The sequence below is a fragment of the Bacillus halotolerans genome (assembly GCF_004006435.1).
In the GTDB taxonomy this organism is placed as follows: Bacteria; Bacillota; Bacilli; order Bacillales; family Bacillaceae; genus Bacillus; species Bacillus halotolerans.
The window spans coordinates 3,468,419-3,485,283 of the sequence record NZ_CP029364.1 but is presented as its reverse complement, the minus strand read 5'-3'; the positions used below and the strand labels follow the sequence as shown (position 1 = coordinate 3,485,283).

The 16,865-nt window shown below is 44.8% G+C and carries 13 protein-coding genes, 1 other RNA gene and 1 other annotated feature; of the genes, 2 read left to right on the top strand and 12 right to left on the bottom strand.

Annotation, left to right across the window (positions count from 1 at the left end):
• The first annotated feature begins 64 nt into the window (after positions 1-64).
• Positions 65-1,330 (top strand): replication-associated recombination protein A, encoded by a 1,266-nt coding sequence (locus tag DIC78_RS17855; protein ID WP_127696705.1) that lies wholly within the window; start codon positions 65-67, stop codon positions 1,328-1,330.
• A 41-nt stretch (positions 1,331-1,371) separates the two neighbouring features.
• On the opposite strand, the gene DIC78_RS17850 is transcribed toward DIC78_RS17855, so the two are convergent.
• The 5 genes from DIC78_RS17850 to DIC78_RS17830 form a co-directional block, all read right to left on the bottom strand.
• Positions 1,372-2,136, bottom strand: coding sequence for a tRNA threonylcarbamoyladenosine dehydratase (locus DIC78_RS17850; protein ID WP_059293512.1), 765 nt, complete (start codon positions 2,134-2,136; stop codon positions 1,372-1,374).
• Positions 2,137-2,219: 83 nt separating this feature from the next.
• Positions 2,220-2,412: non-coding RNA, 6S RNA (ssrS, locus tag DIC78_RS17845), on the bottom strand.
• A 60-nt stretch (positions 2,413-2,472) separates the two neighbouring features.
• Entirely contained in the window at positions 2,473-4,251 is a 1,779-nt protein-coding gene (gene aspS, locus DIC78_RS17840) for an aspartate--tRNA ligase (RefSeq protein WP_024122315.1), read from the bottom strand.
• 13 nt (positions 4,252-4,264) lie between these two features.
• Complete coding sequence (gene hisS / locus DIC78_RS17835; protein ID WP_127696704.1) at positions 4,265-5,539, bottom strand: histidine--tRNA ligase; 1,275 nt, start codon at positions 5,537-5,539, stop codon at positions 4,265-4,267.
• A 90-nt stretch (positions 5,540-5,629) separates the two neighbouring features.
• Positions 5,630-5,860, bottom strand: a binding site (T-box leader).
• 59 nt (positions 5,861-5,919) lie between these two features.
• Positions 5,920-6,090 carry a YrzK family protein gene (locus tag DIC78_RS17830; protein WP_010335119.1) on the bottom strand — a complete coding sequence of 57 codons (171 nt, stop codon included), beginning with the start codon at positions 6,088-6,090 and terminating at the stop codon, positions 5,920-5,922.
• A 133-nt stretch (positions 6,091-6,223) separates the two neighbouring features.
• On the opposite strand from DIC78_RS17830, the gene DIC78_RS17825 reads away from it, so the two are divergent.
• Positions 6,224-7,777, top strand: a complete 1,554-nt coding sequence (locus DIC78_RS17825; RefSeq protein WP_106020185.1) for an N-acetylmuramoyl-L-alanine amidase family protein — start codon at positions 6,224-6,226, stop codon at positions 7,775-7,777.
• A gap of 24 nt (positions 7,778-7,801) precedes the next feature.
• Here DIC78_RS17825 and dtd read toward each other — a convergent pair whose 3' ends face one another.
• The 7 genes from dtd to secDF all read right to left on the bottom strand — a co-directional run bounded on the left by dtd (position 7,802) and on the right by secDF (position 16,853).
• Complete coding sequence (gene dtd, locus DIC78_RS17820; RefSeq protein ID WP_106022203.1) at positions 7,802-8,242, bottom strand: D-aminoacyl-tRNA deacylase; 441 nt, start codon at positions 8,240-8,242, stop codon at positions 7,802-7,804.
• 12 nt (positions 8,243-8,254) lie between these two features.
• Positions 8,255-10,459: a GTP diphosphokinase gene (relA, locus tag DIC78_RS17815; protein ID WP_010335122.1), complete on the bottom strand. Its 2,205-nt coding sequence runs from the start codon at positions 10,457-10,459 to the stop codon at positions 8,255-8,257.
• A gap of 167 nt (positions 10,460-10,626) precedes the next feature.
• Positions 10,627-11,139, bottom strand: coding sequence for an adenine phosphoribosyltransferase (locus DIC78_RS17810; RefSeq protein WP_010335123.1), 513 nt, complete (start codon positions 11,137-11,139; stop codon positions 10,627-10,629).
• A 5-nt stretch (positions 11,140-11,144) separates the two neighbouring features.
• Positions 11,145-13,505, bottom strand: coding sequence for a single-stranded-DNA-specific exonuclease RecJ (recJ, locus tag DIC78_RS17805; protein WP_127696703.1), 2,361 nt, complete (start codon positions 13,503-13,505; stop codon positions 11,145-11,147).
• A 66-nt stretch (positions 13,506-13,571) separates the two neighbouring features.
• Positions 13,572-13,907, bottom strand: a complete 336-nt coding sequence (locus DIC78_RS17800; protein WP_024122318.1) for a LapA family protein — start codon at positions 13,905-13,907, stop codon at positions 13,572-13,574.
• 75 nt (positions 13,908-13,982) lie between these two features.
• A complete protein-coding gene (locus tag DIC78_RS17795; RefSeq protein WP_024122319.1) occupies positions 13,983-14,480 on the bottom strand; it encodes a cation:proton antiporter regulatory subunit in 498 nt (165 codons plus the stop codon).
• A 159-nt stretch (positions 14,481-14,639) separates the two neighbouring features.
• Positions 14,640-16,853: a protein translocase subunit SecDF gene (secDF, locus tag DIC78_RS17790; protein WP_024122320.1), complete on the bottom strand. Its 2,214-nt coding sequence runs from the start codon at positions 16,851-16,853 to the stop codon at positions 14,640-14,642.
• Between the last annotated feature and the right edge of the window lie 12 nt (positions 16,854-16,865).

Sequence of the window (16,865 nt, the reverse complement as noted above, 5' to 3'; positions counted from 1 at the left end):
GGGCTTCCCCCTTTTCTAATTTCCGGTTTTCCGTTACCCTGTAATTAAGTAAGGAGAGATGATGATGAAGCCATTGGCATATCGGATGCGTCCGACGAAAATAGAGGATATTATCGGCCAGCAGCATCTGGTGGCTGAAGATAAAATTATCGGCAGAATGGTTCAGGCAAAACATTTGTCATCCATGATTTTGTACGGGCCGCCCGGAATTGGAAAAACCTCAATCGCAACAGCAATCGCCGGTTCAACAAGTATTGCTTTCCGCAAGCTGAATGCCGTTATTAACAATAAAAAGGATATGGAGATCGTAGCCCAAGAAGCCAAAATGTCCGGCCAGGTCATTTTGATTTTGGATGAAGTCCACAGACTCGATAAAGGAAAACAAGATTTTCTTTTGCCTTATTTAGAAAATGGCATGATTATTTTAATCGGCGCCACTACAGCTAACCCATATCACGCCATAAATCCGGCCATCAGAAGCCGAACGCAGATTTTTGAGCTAGAGCCATTAACACCTGAATTGATTAAACAGGCATTAGAGCGAGCTCTTCATGATGAGCACCGGGGGCTTGGCACATATTCCGTTTCAATTGATGACCAGGCGATGGAGCATTTTGCCCACGGATGCGGAGGAGATGTCCGTTCCGCTTTAAATGCGCTTGAGCTTGCCGTATTGTCAACGAAGGAGTCTGCGGACGGCGTGATTCACATCACGTTAGAGTCTGCGGAAGAATGCCTGCAGAAAAAGAGTTTTTCTCACGATAAAGACGGTGATGCGCATTATGACGTCTTGTCCGCTTTTCAAAAATCGATCCGCGGCTCTGATGCCAACGCCGCTCTTCACTATTTGGCCAGATTAATTGAAGCGGGTGACTTGGAAAGCATCGCGAGAAGACTGTTGGTTATCGCCTATGAGGATATCGGCTTAGCCAGCCCGCAGGCCGGACCGAGAGTGCTGCATGCAGTTCAGACCGCCGAACGTATCGGCTTCCCTGAAGCGCGCATACCGCTGGCCAATGCGGTCATTGAGCTCTGTCTCTCGCCAAAATCCAATTCAGCTATTTTAGCAATCGATGAAGCGCTCGCGGACATCAGAGCAGGAAAAATCGGCGATGTCCCAAAACATTTAAAAGACGCGCATTATAAAGGAGCACAGGAACTTGGAAGAGGAATCGACTATAAATACCCTCATAATTACGAAAATGGATGGGTTGAACAGCAGTACCTCCCTGATCCTTTAAAGAACAAGCAATATTACAAACCGAAGCAAACTGGTAAATTTGAATCTGCGTTAAAGCAAGTGTACGATAAATTAATAAAAAGAAAATAAAAAAACAGCCTTGAATATGCTTCAAGGCTGTTTTTTATTCATTATTTATCCTTCACGCGTTTGATTTCAATATCTTTCAAAAGATCCATGACAACATGACCGCCCATAATCAATCCCGCAACTGACGGCACAAAAGCATTAGAGGAAGGCGGCATTTTGGCTTTGCGGATTTTCGCATCGTCATTTCCGACTTCTTTTCTGACGTCTTCCCGGATTACAATCGGGCTTTCATCGGAGAAAATCACTTGAACGCCCTTTTTGATGCCTTCTTTACGGAGTCTCGTACGAACCACCTTTGCGATCGGGTCAGTATGCGTTTTAGAAATATCTGCGATTTGGAAACGTGTCGGGTCTGTCTTATTCGCCGCACCCATACTGGAGATCAGCGGAATATCCCGTTTCAGACATTCTTTCATTAAATGGATTTTATAATGAATGGTGTCTGACGCATCAATCACATAGTCAAGGTTATACTCAAAGAATTGCTCATACGTTTCTTCCGTATAGAACATTTTTAACGAAATCACTTCACACTCGGGGTTAATGTCTGCAATACGCGCTTTCATTAAATCCACTTTCGGCTGACCGACAGTTGAAAGAAGAGCGTGAAGCTGACGGTTTACGTTTGTGATGTCCACATCATCCTTATCAACAAGCAGGATGCGTCCAACGCCTGAACGTGCAAGCGCCTCCGCTGCGAACGATCCGACGCCTCCAACTCCAAGCACAGCAACCGTGCTGTTTTTCAGCGTTTCAAGGCCTTCTTTTCCGATAGCTAATTCATTGCGTGAAAACTGGTGTAACAAGAACCTCACTCCACATTCGTAATCTGGTTTTCATATGATAAATGGCTATTACAGAAACAGCCGTTTTTTCTGCGCATAAAAAATAAAGTCCCAATTGTGCCGTTGCAGCTTTCCTTTGTTTTGAACCCGCTCTCAGCAGGTGGGTGCCCTCTTTTAAATCTTGTAAGTCCTCTTTACCGAATGAAAAGAGGCATGTACGCCATTTAAAAATGCGGGCTCCCAAATCAAAAAAATGTTCGGTCAAAACTAGGTGTACAACTAACACATCAGGACTTTATTTAACTTGTCAAAATCATATCATAGACGATTTTGATTTTCAAGAATCGAACTGCACATTCAGTTCTTTACTTTTGATTTAATAGAAAGGTGAAGTTCATCAAGCTGCGCGTCGCTTACTTCTCCCGGCGCATCTGTCATCAGACAGCTTGCACTTGCCGTTTTCGGGAAAGCGATCGTATCTCTCAGATTCGTACGGCCGGCAAGAAGCATCACGAGACGGTCTAAGCCAAGCGCGATTCCGCCGTGCGGAGGAGCGCCGTATTCAAATGCCTCAAGAAGGAATCCAAACTGTTCTGCTGCTTCTTCTTTTGTGAAACCAAGCAGTGCAAACATTTTTTCCTGAATATCCTTTTCGAAAATACGGATCGAACCGCCGCCAAGCTCATAGCCGTTTAAGACGAGGTCATAGGCTTGTGCTTTCATGTCCTCAGGCGCTGTTTCAATCAGCTCAAGGTCTTCACGGACAGGCATTGTAAACGGATGGTGCGCTGCGTAAAAACGGCCTTCCTCCGCATCATGCTCTAAGAGCGGCCAGTCAATAACCCATAAGAAGTTGAAGAGGTTTTCATCAATGAGTCCCCGTTCTTTCCCAAGCTTTAAGCGCAGGGCTCCGAGTGATGCGGCAACAACTTCGAATTTATCCGCTCCGAACAGCAGCAAGTCACCCTCAGCGGCATTAAGTGCTTCAATCAGCTTAGACTGCTTTTCATCATCAAAGAATTTGGCGATCGGGCCTTTCACTCCGTCCGCTTCGACCTTCACCCAAGCAAGTCCTTTCGCTCCGTAATTTGCGGCAAACGCGCCTAGAGCATCGATGTCTTTTCTTGAGTAATCGCCTGCCCCGCCTTTTACGTTGATGGCTTTGACTACACCGCCGTTTGCCACAGCTGATGAGAACACCTTAAATTCAGTATCTTTTACAATGTCAGATACATCTGTCAAAAGCATGTCAAAGCGAGTATCCGGTTTATCAGAACCGTATTTGTTCATCGCCTCGTCATACGTCATTCGAGGCAGAGGAAGCTTGAGTTCCACACCTTTCGTTTCACGCATAATCTTTGCCATCATATCCTCAGCCAATGACATAATGTCTTCCTGGCTCATAAAGGACATTTCAATATCGATTTGCGTAAACTCAGGCTGGCGGTCCGCACGCAAGTCCTCATCACGGAAACAGCGGGCAATCTGATAATAGCGTTCAACGCCTGAGACCATCAGAAGCTGTTTAAATAGCTGCGGAGATTGAGGGAGCGCATAGAATTCACCTTCGTGCACACGGCTCGGCACCAAGTAGTCACGTGCGCCCTCAGGTGTGCTTCCTGTTAAAATCGGCGTTTCAATATCAAGAAACCCTTTTTCATCTAAAAAGCCCCGAGCAGCTCTCGTCACGTTATGGCGCAGCTGGATCGTTTGAAACATAGCCGGTCTGCGCAAATCTAAGTAACGGTATTTTAAACGCACGTCCTCTGATACATCATCCGCTTGATCAGAAATGGCAAACGGAGGCGTCTTCGCAGCACTCAATACAGTCACTGCATCAGCGTGAATTTCAATCGCGCCTGTTTTCAAATTCTTATTCACTGTACCTTCTTCGCGCGCAACCACTTTTCCTTGAATATCAAGTACATATTCGTTTCTGATGCCTTCCGCAATAGCAAGCGCTTCTTTTGATACATCAGGGTTAAAAACGACTTGAACAATTCCCGTACGGTCACGCAAGTCAATAAAAATCAATCCGCCGAGGTCCCGTCTTTTTTGGACCCAGCCTTTCAGCGTTACAGATTCGCCAATTGCTTTTTCAGTCATTTCGCCGCAATAATATGTTCTTCCAAACAATGCGTTCCACTCCTTATCCCTTTTGGTTTGCTTTCATCACATGTATCAATTCATCAAGAGCCACTTCAATCTGTTCGCCTGTTTTTGCATCCTTTACATTGATTTTGTTTTGAGCAAGCTCATCCTCTCCCAAAATCGCAATAAATCTGGCGTTGAGGCGGTCAGCTGTTTTAAACTGGCCTTTCATTTTCTTATTTTCGTAATCAATTTCACTGGAAATGCCTGCTTCTCTCAGTTTGTACACCAACGAAACGGAATAATCCTTCGCTTTCTCGCCAAGCGTCACGATATAGCAGTCAATCCCCTGATCAACAGGCAGTTCTCTTTTTTCAGCATCAATTGCGGCAAGCAGGCGTTCAATGCTCATCGCAAATCCGATGCCGGGCGCTTCTGGTCCGCCGATTTGCTCGACCAATCCGTCATAGCGGCCGCCGCCGGCAAGCGTTGTAATCGCGCCAAAGCCTTCCGCATTGCTCATGATTTCGAATGCGGTATGATTATAATAATCCAGCCCTCTCACAAGGTTAGGATCAATTTCATAAGAAATGCCGAGATCGCTTAAATATTGCTTCACTTTTTCAAAATAAGCGGCTGATTCTTCATTTAAGTAGGTAAGAATAGAAGGTGCCGATTTCATCAGCTCATGATCCCGGTCCTTTTTACAATCCAAAATTCTGAGCGGATTGGTGTGCAGACGTGACTGACAGTCTGAACAAAATTCCTCGATGCGCGGCTCAAAGTGTTTCACGAGCGCTTCTCTGTAGCTTTTGCGGCTGTCCCGATCGCCAAGACTGTTTATCACAAGCTTGACGTTTTTCAAGCCGGCCTTCTGATAAATACCCATCGCCAGCGCCATTACTTCAGCATCTATTGCAGGATCTTTCGATCCAATCGCTTCGATTCCAAACTGATAAAACTGGCGGTAACGGCCTGTCTGCGGACGTTCGTAACGGAACATCGGCCCGACATAATACAGCTTTGTCGGCTGAACAGGATTCGCAAATAATTTATTTTCATTAAAAGCGCGAACTGCTGCAGCAGTTCCCTCGGGGCGAAGCGTCAGGCTTCTGCCTTTGCGGTCCTGGAAGGTGTACATTTCTTTTTGTACAATATCCGTAGACTCCCCGACGCCTCTGGCGAACAATTCTGTATGCTCAAAAATCGGCGTGCGGATTTCTTTATATTGATAAGTTCGGCAAGTGTCTCTCATGATTTGTTCAACATACTGCCAGCGCTCTGATTCTCCGGGCAGAATATCTTGTGTTCCTCTTGGAATGTTATATCCCATGTGTAGACCTCCTTATGTATCCCTTATAAAATATACATTTATCGTCAATGATGAAAAATAAAAAAACTCCCGCCCCTACTATACACATATAGTAGGGACGAGAGTTATACCCGTGGTGCCACCCTAGTTGGAATATTTTCGTATTCCCGCTCGATCCTTTAACGCAGGTTCACGTTCACTGCCTAATGACGGTATCACGCGTTCAGCAGGAAACCTCCGGAGTGTTGTTTCGAGAAAGACGCAATGGGAGCCGCTTTCAGCCTGGGGCGGTTCCTCTCTAGCCATGCAATCTGACCTACTCTTCTCCATTATTGGTTCAGTTTAATTATTATTTATTATGTACTCGATTTCTATTATAATAATGGCATTGCTGTACTCTGTCAAGCTTTATTCCGGTTGTTTTTCTGCTGTGATGCTTCTTTGGACATAAGACCAAATTCCGTTGCCGTTTCAGTGAGATAACCGATTGTATCAGGATCGGCATGATCACTGAAATGCAGGTTTCCTTCGCCGTCGTGAAATGCACGTCCCATTTTTGGATGATATTTCATGATTTGCACACCTTTTTCATTGGATTTATGCCTAGTATAAACAAATCATTTTATTTTTATTTAAAAATCAGAAAGGACTTTACGATATTAAGAAAGAATGCTTTTTTTTATGATCATTAGAAAGGAGGACACAATGAGCAAGAAACACTTTGTCCTTATTGTATGTATTATCGTCGCCGGGGCGCTTTTCCCGCCTTTTTCTGCCGTTACAGCCGCTCAGGGAGAAGCGGTCATCGCAACAGATGAAATGAACGTCAGAAGCGGCCCGGGGCTTAGCTACGGCATCATGGCGGAGGTGAAAAAAGGAGAACGCTACCCCATCTTGAAAGAAGACGGAGACTGGGTGCAAATACAGCTTGGTTCCGGAGATAAAGGGTGGGTTGTCTCCTGGCTTATTACTAAGGAAAAACAGTCAGGCACAAGCTCTACAGACAGCAGTGAAACTGTAACATCAACAGATCCCGATTTACGGATGAGAACAGGCCCTGGTACTTCATACGAAGTCATCGGCAAATTCCCGCAGGGCAGCCAAGCCGCAGTGATTGACAAGGATTCCGGCTGGATCAAAATATCATATCGAAATTCCACCGGATGGGTATCTTCCGAATACGTCACTTCAGGCAGCGGCAGTTCAGCGTCTGAGGAAAGTGATCAGACAGAATCATCTGGTTCAACAACGGGCACGGTTGGCGTTTCTTCACTGAATGTCAGAGGGTCCGCCTCACATGATGCAGCGATTATAACAAAACTCTCGCGAGGAACGAAACTTACAATCCTCGAAGAGAAAAACGGCTGGCTCCATATTGAAGTGAATGGGCTAAAAGGCTGGGTCGCAAGCCATTACATTGTGACCAGTTCTGACCCAGCTGAAGATTCAGCTGATGTCAGAAGTTCAGACAGTACAAAAAAAGCCTATATCGTATACGGAGGAACGAATTTAAGAAGCGATGCTTCAACATCAGCTTCTATCGTTAAACGCGCAGCCAAAGGCGATGCGTACTCCATTACCGGATCAAAGGGCAGCTGGTATGAAGTAAAACTTGACAATGGGCAGACCGCTTATGTCGCCAACTGGGTGGTACAGACGTCTAAAAGCGCTGAAGAATCCGGAGAGCCGCCTGTCGCTGATTCCGCTTCCGGAAGCGGGTCGCTGAAAAACAAAGCGATTGTTGTCGATCCGGGGCATGGAGGAAAAGACAGCGGAACAATCGGCTATTCAGGCCAATTCGAGAAAAAACTGACGATCAAAACGGCGAAACTGCTGGCCAGCAAACTTAGATCAGCAGGAGCAGACGTGTATGTGACACGGCAGGATGATACATTTGTCAGCTTACAGTCACGAGTCTCGACGTCTCACTACCGCAATGCAGACGCCTTCATCAGCATTCATTACGACAGCTTTGCGGATACTTCTACAAGGGGAAGCACAGCTTATTACTACAGTCCTGCAAAGGATCAGGAACTGGCATCAGATGTACACTCTGAAGTGGTTAAGCGATCTTCAATTCCTGACCGCGGCGTACTGTTCGGAGATTATTATGTGCTCCGTGAAAACAAACAGCCCGCTATGCTGTACGAGCTAGGATATGTAAGCCATCCGCAGGAAGAAGCCATTGTACATAGCAATTCATATCAAGAAAAAGTAACAGACGGAATTGAGAGCGGATTGGAGAAATATTTTCAATAAAAAAAGCTGCCTTTTGGCAGCTTTTTATTTTGAATCCATAATCAATGTGACCGGTCCGGAGTTTGTGAGCTTTACATCCATCATGGCGCCGAATTTACCGGTTTCTACTTTGATTCCTTTTTCACGAAGCAGGTCATTCCATTTTTCATAAAGCCCCAAAGCCTTATCAGGTTTTGCGGCGTTCATGTAGTTCGGGCGCCGTCCTTTTCTCGTATCTCCGTAAAGCGTAAACTGTGAAACAGACAAAATCTCTCCGCCTGTGTCTAGAAGCGACAAATTCATTTTTCCATCACTGTCATCGAAAATGCGAAGATTCACCACTTTATCCGCTAAGTAAGCGGCGTCCTCTTCTGTATCATCGTGAGTGATGCCGACCAGGACCATAATGCCTTGTCCAATTTGGCCGATCACATCTCCATCAACGGTTACGCTTGCTTCTGTTACTCGCTGAACGACTAATTTCATTTTCTGACTCCTTTAATTCATGACGCGGCGCACAGAATATATATCCCTTATTTGCTTAATGCGCTCGACGACTTTATGCAGATGATTGATGTTCTGGATAAAAATAGCCATATGAATGGTTGCCACTTTGTTGCGATCCGATTTGCCAGAGACAGAAGAAATATTTGTTTTCGTTTCATTCACTGCCTGAAGCACCTCGTTAAGCAATCCGCGGCGGTCATACCCAAGAATCTCGATCTCAACATTGTATTCCTTGCGTTTTTGCACCTGTGACTCATGTTCCCACTCTACGGGGATCAGCCGCTCCTGCGCTTCATTCGTTTTGACATTCGGGCAGTCGTCGCGATGGACGGAAACCCCTCTGCCTTTTGTAATGAAACCGACAATATGGTCACCAGGCACAGGATTACAGCATTTCGATAAACGCACAAGGAGATTGTCGATCCCCTTGACGCGAACGCCAGCTTCCCGCTTTCTTCCTTGCGGATACGGTTTAGGCTCCGCAGTGACATCCTGAACAATTTTTTCTTGTTCTTCCTGATCGCGCTGTTTTCTTTCTTTTTCCGTCAGCCGGTTCGCCACCTGCAGGGCTGTGATGCCATTGTAGCCGACCGCTGCGTACATGTCTTCTTCATTTGAGAAATTAAATTTATCTGCAACTTTTTGGATGTTCTCCGGTGTCAGGACGTCCTTCACTTCAAAGTCCAGATTTTTAATTTCTTTTTCAACCAATTCACGGCCTTTTTCGACATTTTCTTCGCGCCGCTGCTTCTTAAAGAATTGACGGATCTTATGCTTCGCCTGTGAGGTTTGAGCAAGCTTCACCCAATCCTGACTCGGACCATAGGAATGCTTGGAGGTGAGAATTTCAACGATATCACCTGTCCGGAGCTTATGGTCAAGGGTCACCATTTTTCCGTTGACCTTCGCACCGATTGTTTTATTGCCGATTTCAGAGTGAATCCGGTAAGAGAAATCAATCGGGACAGAACCGGACGGAAGCTCGATGACATCTCCTTTTGGCGTAAAGACGTACACCATATCCGAGAACAAATCGATTTTGAGCGATTCCATAAATTCTTCGGCATCTGTTGATTCATTTTGGAATTCCAAAATTTCGCGGAACCATGAAAGCTTTTTCTCAAATGTTGCGCTTTCACTCGCTGCTTTTCCTTCTTTATAAGCCCAGTGAGCCGCAACCCCATATTCCGCGATTTCATGCATTTCAAAGGTGCGGATCTGCACTTCCAGCGGGTCGCCTTTAGGCCCTATAACTGTTGTATGAAGCGATTGATACATGTTCGGCTTCGGCATTGCGATATAATCTTTGAACCTGCCGGGCATCGGCTTCCAGCAGGTATGAATAATGCCGAGCACCGCGTAGCAGTCCTTTATACTGTTCACGAGAATCCGGACAGCAAGCAGATCATAAATTTCATTGAATTGCTTATTTTGCAGCACCATTTTTCTATAGATACTGTAAATATGTTTCGGCCGGCCTGAGAAGTCAGCCTTGATATTGACTTCTTCGACACGTTTTTTCACCTCATTGACAACCTCGTCGACATAAAGCTCGCGTTCTGCGCGTTTTTTCTTCATGAGGTTGACAATTCTGTAATATTGCTGAGGATTCAAATAACGGAGCGCCGTATCTTCCAGTTCCCATTTAATCTTTGAAATCCCGAGGCGATGAGCCAAAGGAGCAAAAATTTCCAGCGTTTCATTAGAAATTCTACGCTGTTTTTCTTGGGGAAGATGTTTCAGCGTCCGCATATTGTGAAGACGATCCGCCAGCTTGATCAGTATGACCCGGATATCTTGAGCCATAGCGACAAACATTTTGCGATGATTTTCCGCCTGCTGTTCCTCTTGAGATTTATATTTAATTTTACCGAGCTTCGTTACACCGTCCACAAGCATTGCTACTTCCTCGGAGAATGCTTCCTTCAGGTCATCAAGCGTCACATCAGTATCCTCCACTACATCATGCAGAAATCCGCCCGCGATTGTGGATGGATCCATTTCAAGATCAACGAGAATTCCCGCAACCTGAATCGGATGAATGATGTAAGGCTCACCTGATTTGCGGTATTGCTCGCGATGAGCATCTTCAGCGTACAGGTATGCTTTTTCGACAAATGCGATATGCTCATCGGATAGATAACTGCGCGCTTTATCAATAACTTGCTCGGCAGTCAATACTTGTTCGTTCGCCATGGAATCACCTTTTTTAAAATGTAAACTGTATTGTAGTTTATTATCAAGAAAAAAACGATAGATGTAAAGAGCAGAAGTTCAAATCACCAAATAATATATCAAATAAATGCAAAACAATAGGAAAAAAGCACCCTGTATCGAGTGCTTTTTCCTTTATGAGGTTATCTTTAGTATTTCATTAATGTTAAGATGTCATAATTATCAAGTTTATTTCTACCATCAAGGTAAGAAAGCTCGATTAAGAAAGCGATACCAGCTACAATGCCGCCAAGCTCCTCAACAAGTTTGATTGTTGCTTCAATTGTGCCGCCTGTTGCAAGCAGGTCATCTGTAATAAGCACACGCTGGCCTGGTAAAATCGCATCTTTGTGGATCGTTAATACGTCTTTGCCATACTCCAAACCGTAATCCACTTTGATGACCTCGCGCGGCAATTTGCCTTCTTTGCGCACCGGTGCAAATCCGACGCCAAGCGCGTAGGCAACCGGACAGCCGATAATAAAGCCGCGCGCCTCTGGGCCGACAACCAAATCAATTTGTTTTTCTTTCGCATATTCCACAATTTGATCTGTTGCATAGCGATAAACATCGCCTTTATCCATCAGTGTCGTAATATCTTTAAATTGCACGCCCTCTTTCGGGTAATCGGGTACAATTGTTACGTATTGTTTTAAATCCATCTGTTTTATGTCCTCCTCGTACTTTCATAAGCCTCTGAATCTTGTTTCATCAGCTTATTCAGCCATTCCTTCAGCTCTTCAGCCGCAGAATAATTCAGCTTTTGATCCAGCTCCATCAGCTGCTGTTTTGCTTGATATGTTTGCGAGTCTGTTAAATCGCGTTTTTTCGCTCCGCTTATTACAGACAGCACACCATTCTCTATTTTAACAAAACCGAGATCAAAAAACACCTTTGTCATGAAATTGATTGTTTCAACGGACCAGCCTTTATGCCTCGCAAGCTCTGAGCCGTGTTTATTCAAGTCAAAAGTGCCTCTTTTCAGCAAGAATGCATAATACCATTTAAAGTGGTCTCTTGCCGGAAAAGATGATAAAAAGTGTTCCTCATGATTGAGAAAGATGAAGTAAATCCGCTCAGGCGCTTTGCCTTCCAGCAAACGTGCGAGCATGTCCAGCGAAGGCGGAGAATCCAGTAATACAATATATGCATTGTCAAGTTCACATGCCTTCGCTTGGTCTTCAGAACTGATAACGTGCACGTCATGGCGAAAATCTTCAGACTGAAGAAGCACTTTGGTTTCTTCTTTGAAGGAGACAATGACTCGTTTATCAGACGGAAGGGCGGAAACCGGATCTTTCCACGTGCGTTTTCCTCTTAAGTCAAACAGCTGCCATTCAGCAACAGCCGCATCCTTGATCATCAGCTGCGGTTTTTTTCTGTTATTCCATTCGTTGATCGACATTTCACCAACAATCGAAATTTTTGAACCGGGCACAATATTTTCCTCAAGCTCGCCTTTATTGAAACCGACGCAGTCAAGCTGGAAGGAATCGTTTCTAATCGTCATTTTGACATGATTTTTATTCGCCCCGATTTTGCGGACATCTTCCAGCACTGCGTTTTCTACCATCACATGCGGTTTCGGGTTCAGCATGCCGAAGGGGGAAAGCAGATTCATCTCTGTGATGCTTTCAACCGTAATGTCCTCCACGCTGCATACGAGGTCTACTTCCTGTACAGGAATAAAATCTTCTTCTGTAAGCGTATTGTCAGCTATCTCATTCAGCCTGTTCCGCAATTCCGGCACATCTTCGGCATTCAGCGTCATGCCAGCCGCCATTGGATGGCCTCCAAAGTGCGGAAGAATATCTCTGCATTCAGAAAGGCTTTCAAACAAATTAAATCCCCTGATGCTTCGTGCCGAACCTTTGGCGATCCCTTTTTCTTCATCAATTCCAAGGACAATGGCCGGGCGGTAAAAACGGTCTACAAGCTTTGAAGCAACAATTCCGACGACTCCGGGATTCCATCCTGCTTTTGCCACGACAATCGCAGTTTGATTAAGCCCTTCTTGTTCAACCATTTCAATCGCTTCATCCGTCATTTTGCTGACCATCTTTTGCCGTTCTTTATTAAGCTGATCGATTTCAGCGGCAAGCTCTTCCGCTTCAAACGGGTCCTCTGACATCAGCAAATGAACAGCAGGATCGGCCTGTTCAATTCTTCCGACTGCGTTCAGTCTCGGTGCGAGCTGAAATCCGACGGTTTCTTCGTTCGCTTCTCCGATTTCTCCGCCTGAGAGCTTAATCAGTTCTTTTAAGCCAAGCCGGTTCGTCCGCCGGAGCTTTTCGAGACCTAATGTTGCAATTAATCTGTTTTCATCATGCAACGGAACTAGATCGGCAATGGTGCCGATTGCCGCCAGGTCAAGAAGTTCATCTGGCAATTCGCCCAATAATGCGTGGGCAAGCTTAAACGCCACGCCCACTCCTGCAAGCTCCTTAAAAGGATAGGTGCAGCCAGGCTGCTTCGGGTGAACGATCGCATGGACATCCGGAAGCTCCGGTCCAGGCTCATGGTGGTCGGTAATGATGACATCTAAGCCAAGTTCCTTTGCTACCTTCGCTTCATGGACAGCGGCAATCCCCGTATCAACCGTAATAATGAGTGAGAAGCCTCGTTCTTTAATCGAGCGAAATGCCTGTTCATTAGGGCCGTAGCCTTCTTTAAACCGGTCAGGTATATAAAAATCAACTTGCGCCGACAGCTTTTGCAAAGTGTGCAGCATCACTGACGTACTGGTAACTCCATCGGCGTCATAATCGCCATATATCATAATCTGTTCTTGTTGTGAAATCGCCTGTTTTATTCGTTCTACCGCTTCTTTCATCCCCTTCATCTCATAGGGATCATAGAATTCGGTATCCTTTGTATGTAAAAACAGCCTCGCGTTTTCTGCCGTATCAAAGCCTCTTTTTACAAGCAGCGACGCAACAAGAGGTGTTATGTCCAATTGTTCTGTGAGTGATTTGACCTTTTCCTGATCTGGTCGCTGGATTTCCCATCGCATTTTTGACGCTAACATAAATTCACCCCTCAACCACCCTATTATACTAGAGCATGCTGAGGGGTTTCAAATATAATTCGAAAACTAGTCTTTTTTCTCAATAATGGCGGATGCATCCTGTGTGTCGGCTTGAACATCATTCAAATGAGCATCCTCTTGGTTATGTATCACATCCTGTGCGGTTTTGGTTTCTTTCCGCAACGCTTTTATTTCTCTCTTTAATTTCATGACTTGAAAAATTCCGGCAGAAAAAACGATCAGCGCCCCCATCAGTACTGAACCTAAAATGACTAGAATAAGCGGCCACTCTGATCTGCCAAACAGGTAATCAACTTCTACGGATCTTACATTAATGACTGCGAAAACAGCGACAAGCAACGTAAAAATAAGTGCAAATATAATCGTCCATTGTTTGTTCATTCGATTACCCCCAAACTTCACTTATTGAGGTTAGTTTCCCTATTCACATTGGTTTTAAACATGGCTTGACGCGAGTCAAGCCCCCAGTGCGGTTAATTTTTCACGGATCAGCCTCTTCAGTCCGTCTCTCTCTCCAGAGATGACGAGTGTATCTCCTTCTTCTATCACTGTTTCAGACCCTGGATTCAATTGCTTTTTCTGATTCTTCTTTAATATAGCGATGACTGTCGCTTGATATTCCTGCCGCACGTCCAAATCACCGATTGTCTTGTGAACGGCTGGTGCTCCTGCTTCTGCTTTAAACCATTCTATGATCAAATCGTCAAGAGCCACTTCCACGGTTTCTAACGCTTTCGGTTTATATGCCATCCCGCCCAGAATCGCAGAAATCTGTCTCGCTTCCGCATCATCAAACTGTACGGATGTCACACATTCTTCATGATCATTTTCGTCAAAATAATACAGCTCCCTTCTGCCGTCGTCATGAATGATAATTGATATTTTATCTTGGTTTCTGGTGACAATCTCAACTTTTTGCCCGATACCCGGCAGCTCCGACTCGCGAACCTTCATACCCAAACCCTCCCACATAAATGAAAACCTGTCACAAATCCTCTTCACACCATTTATATGTTTAATTGTAAGCGTATGTCATTATAGCAAATGTCTATTTTAAGATCAATCAAACGCCAAAAAATCAGGCTGCCCATAATGGACAGCCTGACAGCTACTCTATTGTTCCGTACCTTTTTTTAATTCTTTCCCTTTCCAAACAAGCCAAATTTGCGCGGCAATGTAGAGGGATGAATAAACACCTGTTAACAGCCCAACCAATAGAGCGATTGAGAAGTTTGTAATAGAAGATGCCCCAAAGATCAGCAGTGTTATGACAACAATCACTACAGTTAATACAGTATTAATGGATCTTGTAAAGGTTTGCTGCAAGCTTAGATTTACGATATGGCTCAAATCGGCAAACGTTTTCGGCTTGCGCTTTTTCATATGCTCGCGAACCCTGTCAAATGTAACGATTGTATCATTAATCGAATAACCGACAATCGTCAGGACGGCCGCAATAAAGGTAACATCTACCTCCAGCCTTGTAATGCTGAAAAATGTGACGATAAAGAAAGCATCATAAAGCAGTGAAACAATCGCAGCAATCGCCATTTTGTACTCGAATCGGATGGAAACGTAAATAATGATTCCGATTGAAGCAATGGCTACTGCGTACAATGCATTTCTCGCCAGTTCTTTACCAACAGTAGGTGACACCGTGCTGACATTCGGCTCGGATCCGTACTTGTCTTTAAAGTAATCTTTCACTTTTGCAATGGTTTCTTTATCAGGCACTCCTACAAAGCGGGCAACACCAATATTGCTCTTTTCGCCTGACAAGACAACCGTGTCAGGTTCCATGCCAAGTGATGCAAAGTCCTTCTCCACCTGCTCTGTCGTGAGCTTATGGTCACTTTGCACTTCAATCCGTGCGCCGCTCGCAAAGTCAATGCCCAGATTCAGTTTAAATACAAGCAGAATAATAATCCCGGCAACGGTAACTGCACTTGAGAAAATAAAGAAAAAGTTTCGCTTGCTCGTAAAATCCCATTTTTGGAACGGCGTATACGGTTCTGTATTTTCATCTGTGTCCTGGATGTCCACAATATGTTTCTTTTTGACGCCAAACCAGCCTTTTTTCCGGTCTAACCATCTGCTTTCCACAAGAAGCGAGAGCAGAAATCTTGATAAGAAGACTGCGGTAATAAAGCTTGTCAGAATCGACAGAATCAGCATTGTCGCAAACCCTTTAACAGAGCTTGTCCCAAAGACAAAGAGCACAACCGCTGCAATAATGGTTGTAATATTCGCGTCAAAAATCGTCGCAAATGACCGTCTGTTTCCTGAGCGGAAGGCAGAACGGACGGATTTTCCTAGCTTAAGCTCTTCCTTAATCCGCTCATAGGTGATGATGTTGGCATCTACAGCCATCCCGACCCCTAAAATGAGTGCGGCTATTCCCGGAAGAGTGAGAACAGCGTTCATCCAGTCAAAAATCTGGAGCGTAATGTATACATAAACTGATAGCGTAATCACTGCAATCAATCCTGGCAGGCGGTAATAGAAAAGCATGAATAGGAAAATAATAGCTATTCCGACAATACCTGCAAACACCGTATCATGCAACGCCTGCTGTCCAAATTGTGCGCCTACTGATGTTGAGTATTTTTCAGTCAGTTTAACAGGCAGCGCCCCGGCATTTAAAATGCTGGCTAAATCTTTCGCTTCCTGGACTTTAAAATGCCCTTCAATTGTAACGTCTTTTGTGTTTAATTCCTGGCTTACATTCGGAGCGGAAACATACTTAGGGTGCTCTTTTTGAACTTCTTTCTTAAAAGAGTCTCCTTTTTCGTAATCCATCCAAATGACAAGCTGGTTGTTTGGCGCCATTTTCATGACCTTTTTCGTCACTTCACCGAATTTATCAGCATCTTTCAGTTTAATACTGACAATCGGTTCATTTGTTTTGGCGTCGTATGTTTGTTTTGCCCCGTTTTCAACGAGATCAGAACCGTTCAGCAATTCTTTGTCATTTGTATCTCTGAAAGAAAGCTGAGCCTCAGTCGCCAAAATTTCCCGCGCTCTGTTTTGGTTTGTCACACCAGCTAGCTGAACACGAATCCGGTTATTTCCTTCAATTTGGATGTTCGGTTCACTGACACCGAGGACATTCGCCCTGCGGTTCAAAGCCTCTACTGTGCTGACCAGAACGTCTTTTGTGATTTTGTCACCTTTTTTTACGGGCTGTACGTCATACAGCACCTCAAATCCGCCTTGCAAATCCAATCCTAACGTAATATTGTTTGCAGCAGGCTTTGTAAAGTAGCCCAGCCCCGTGCCAATCAATAGAACGAAAAGGAAAAACGCAATCAAGCGTCCTTTTTTCATTATGTATATCCT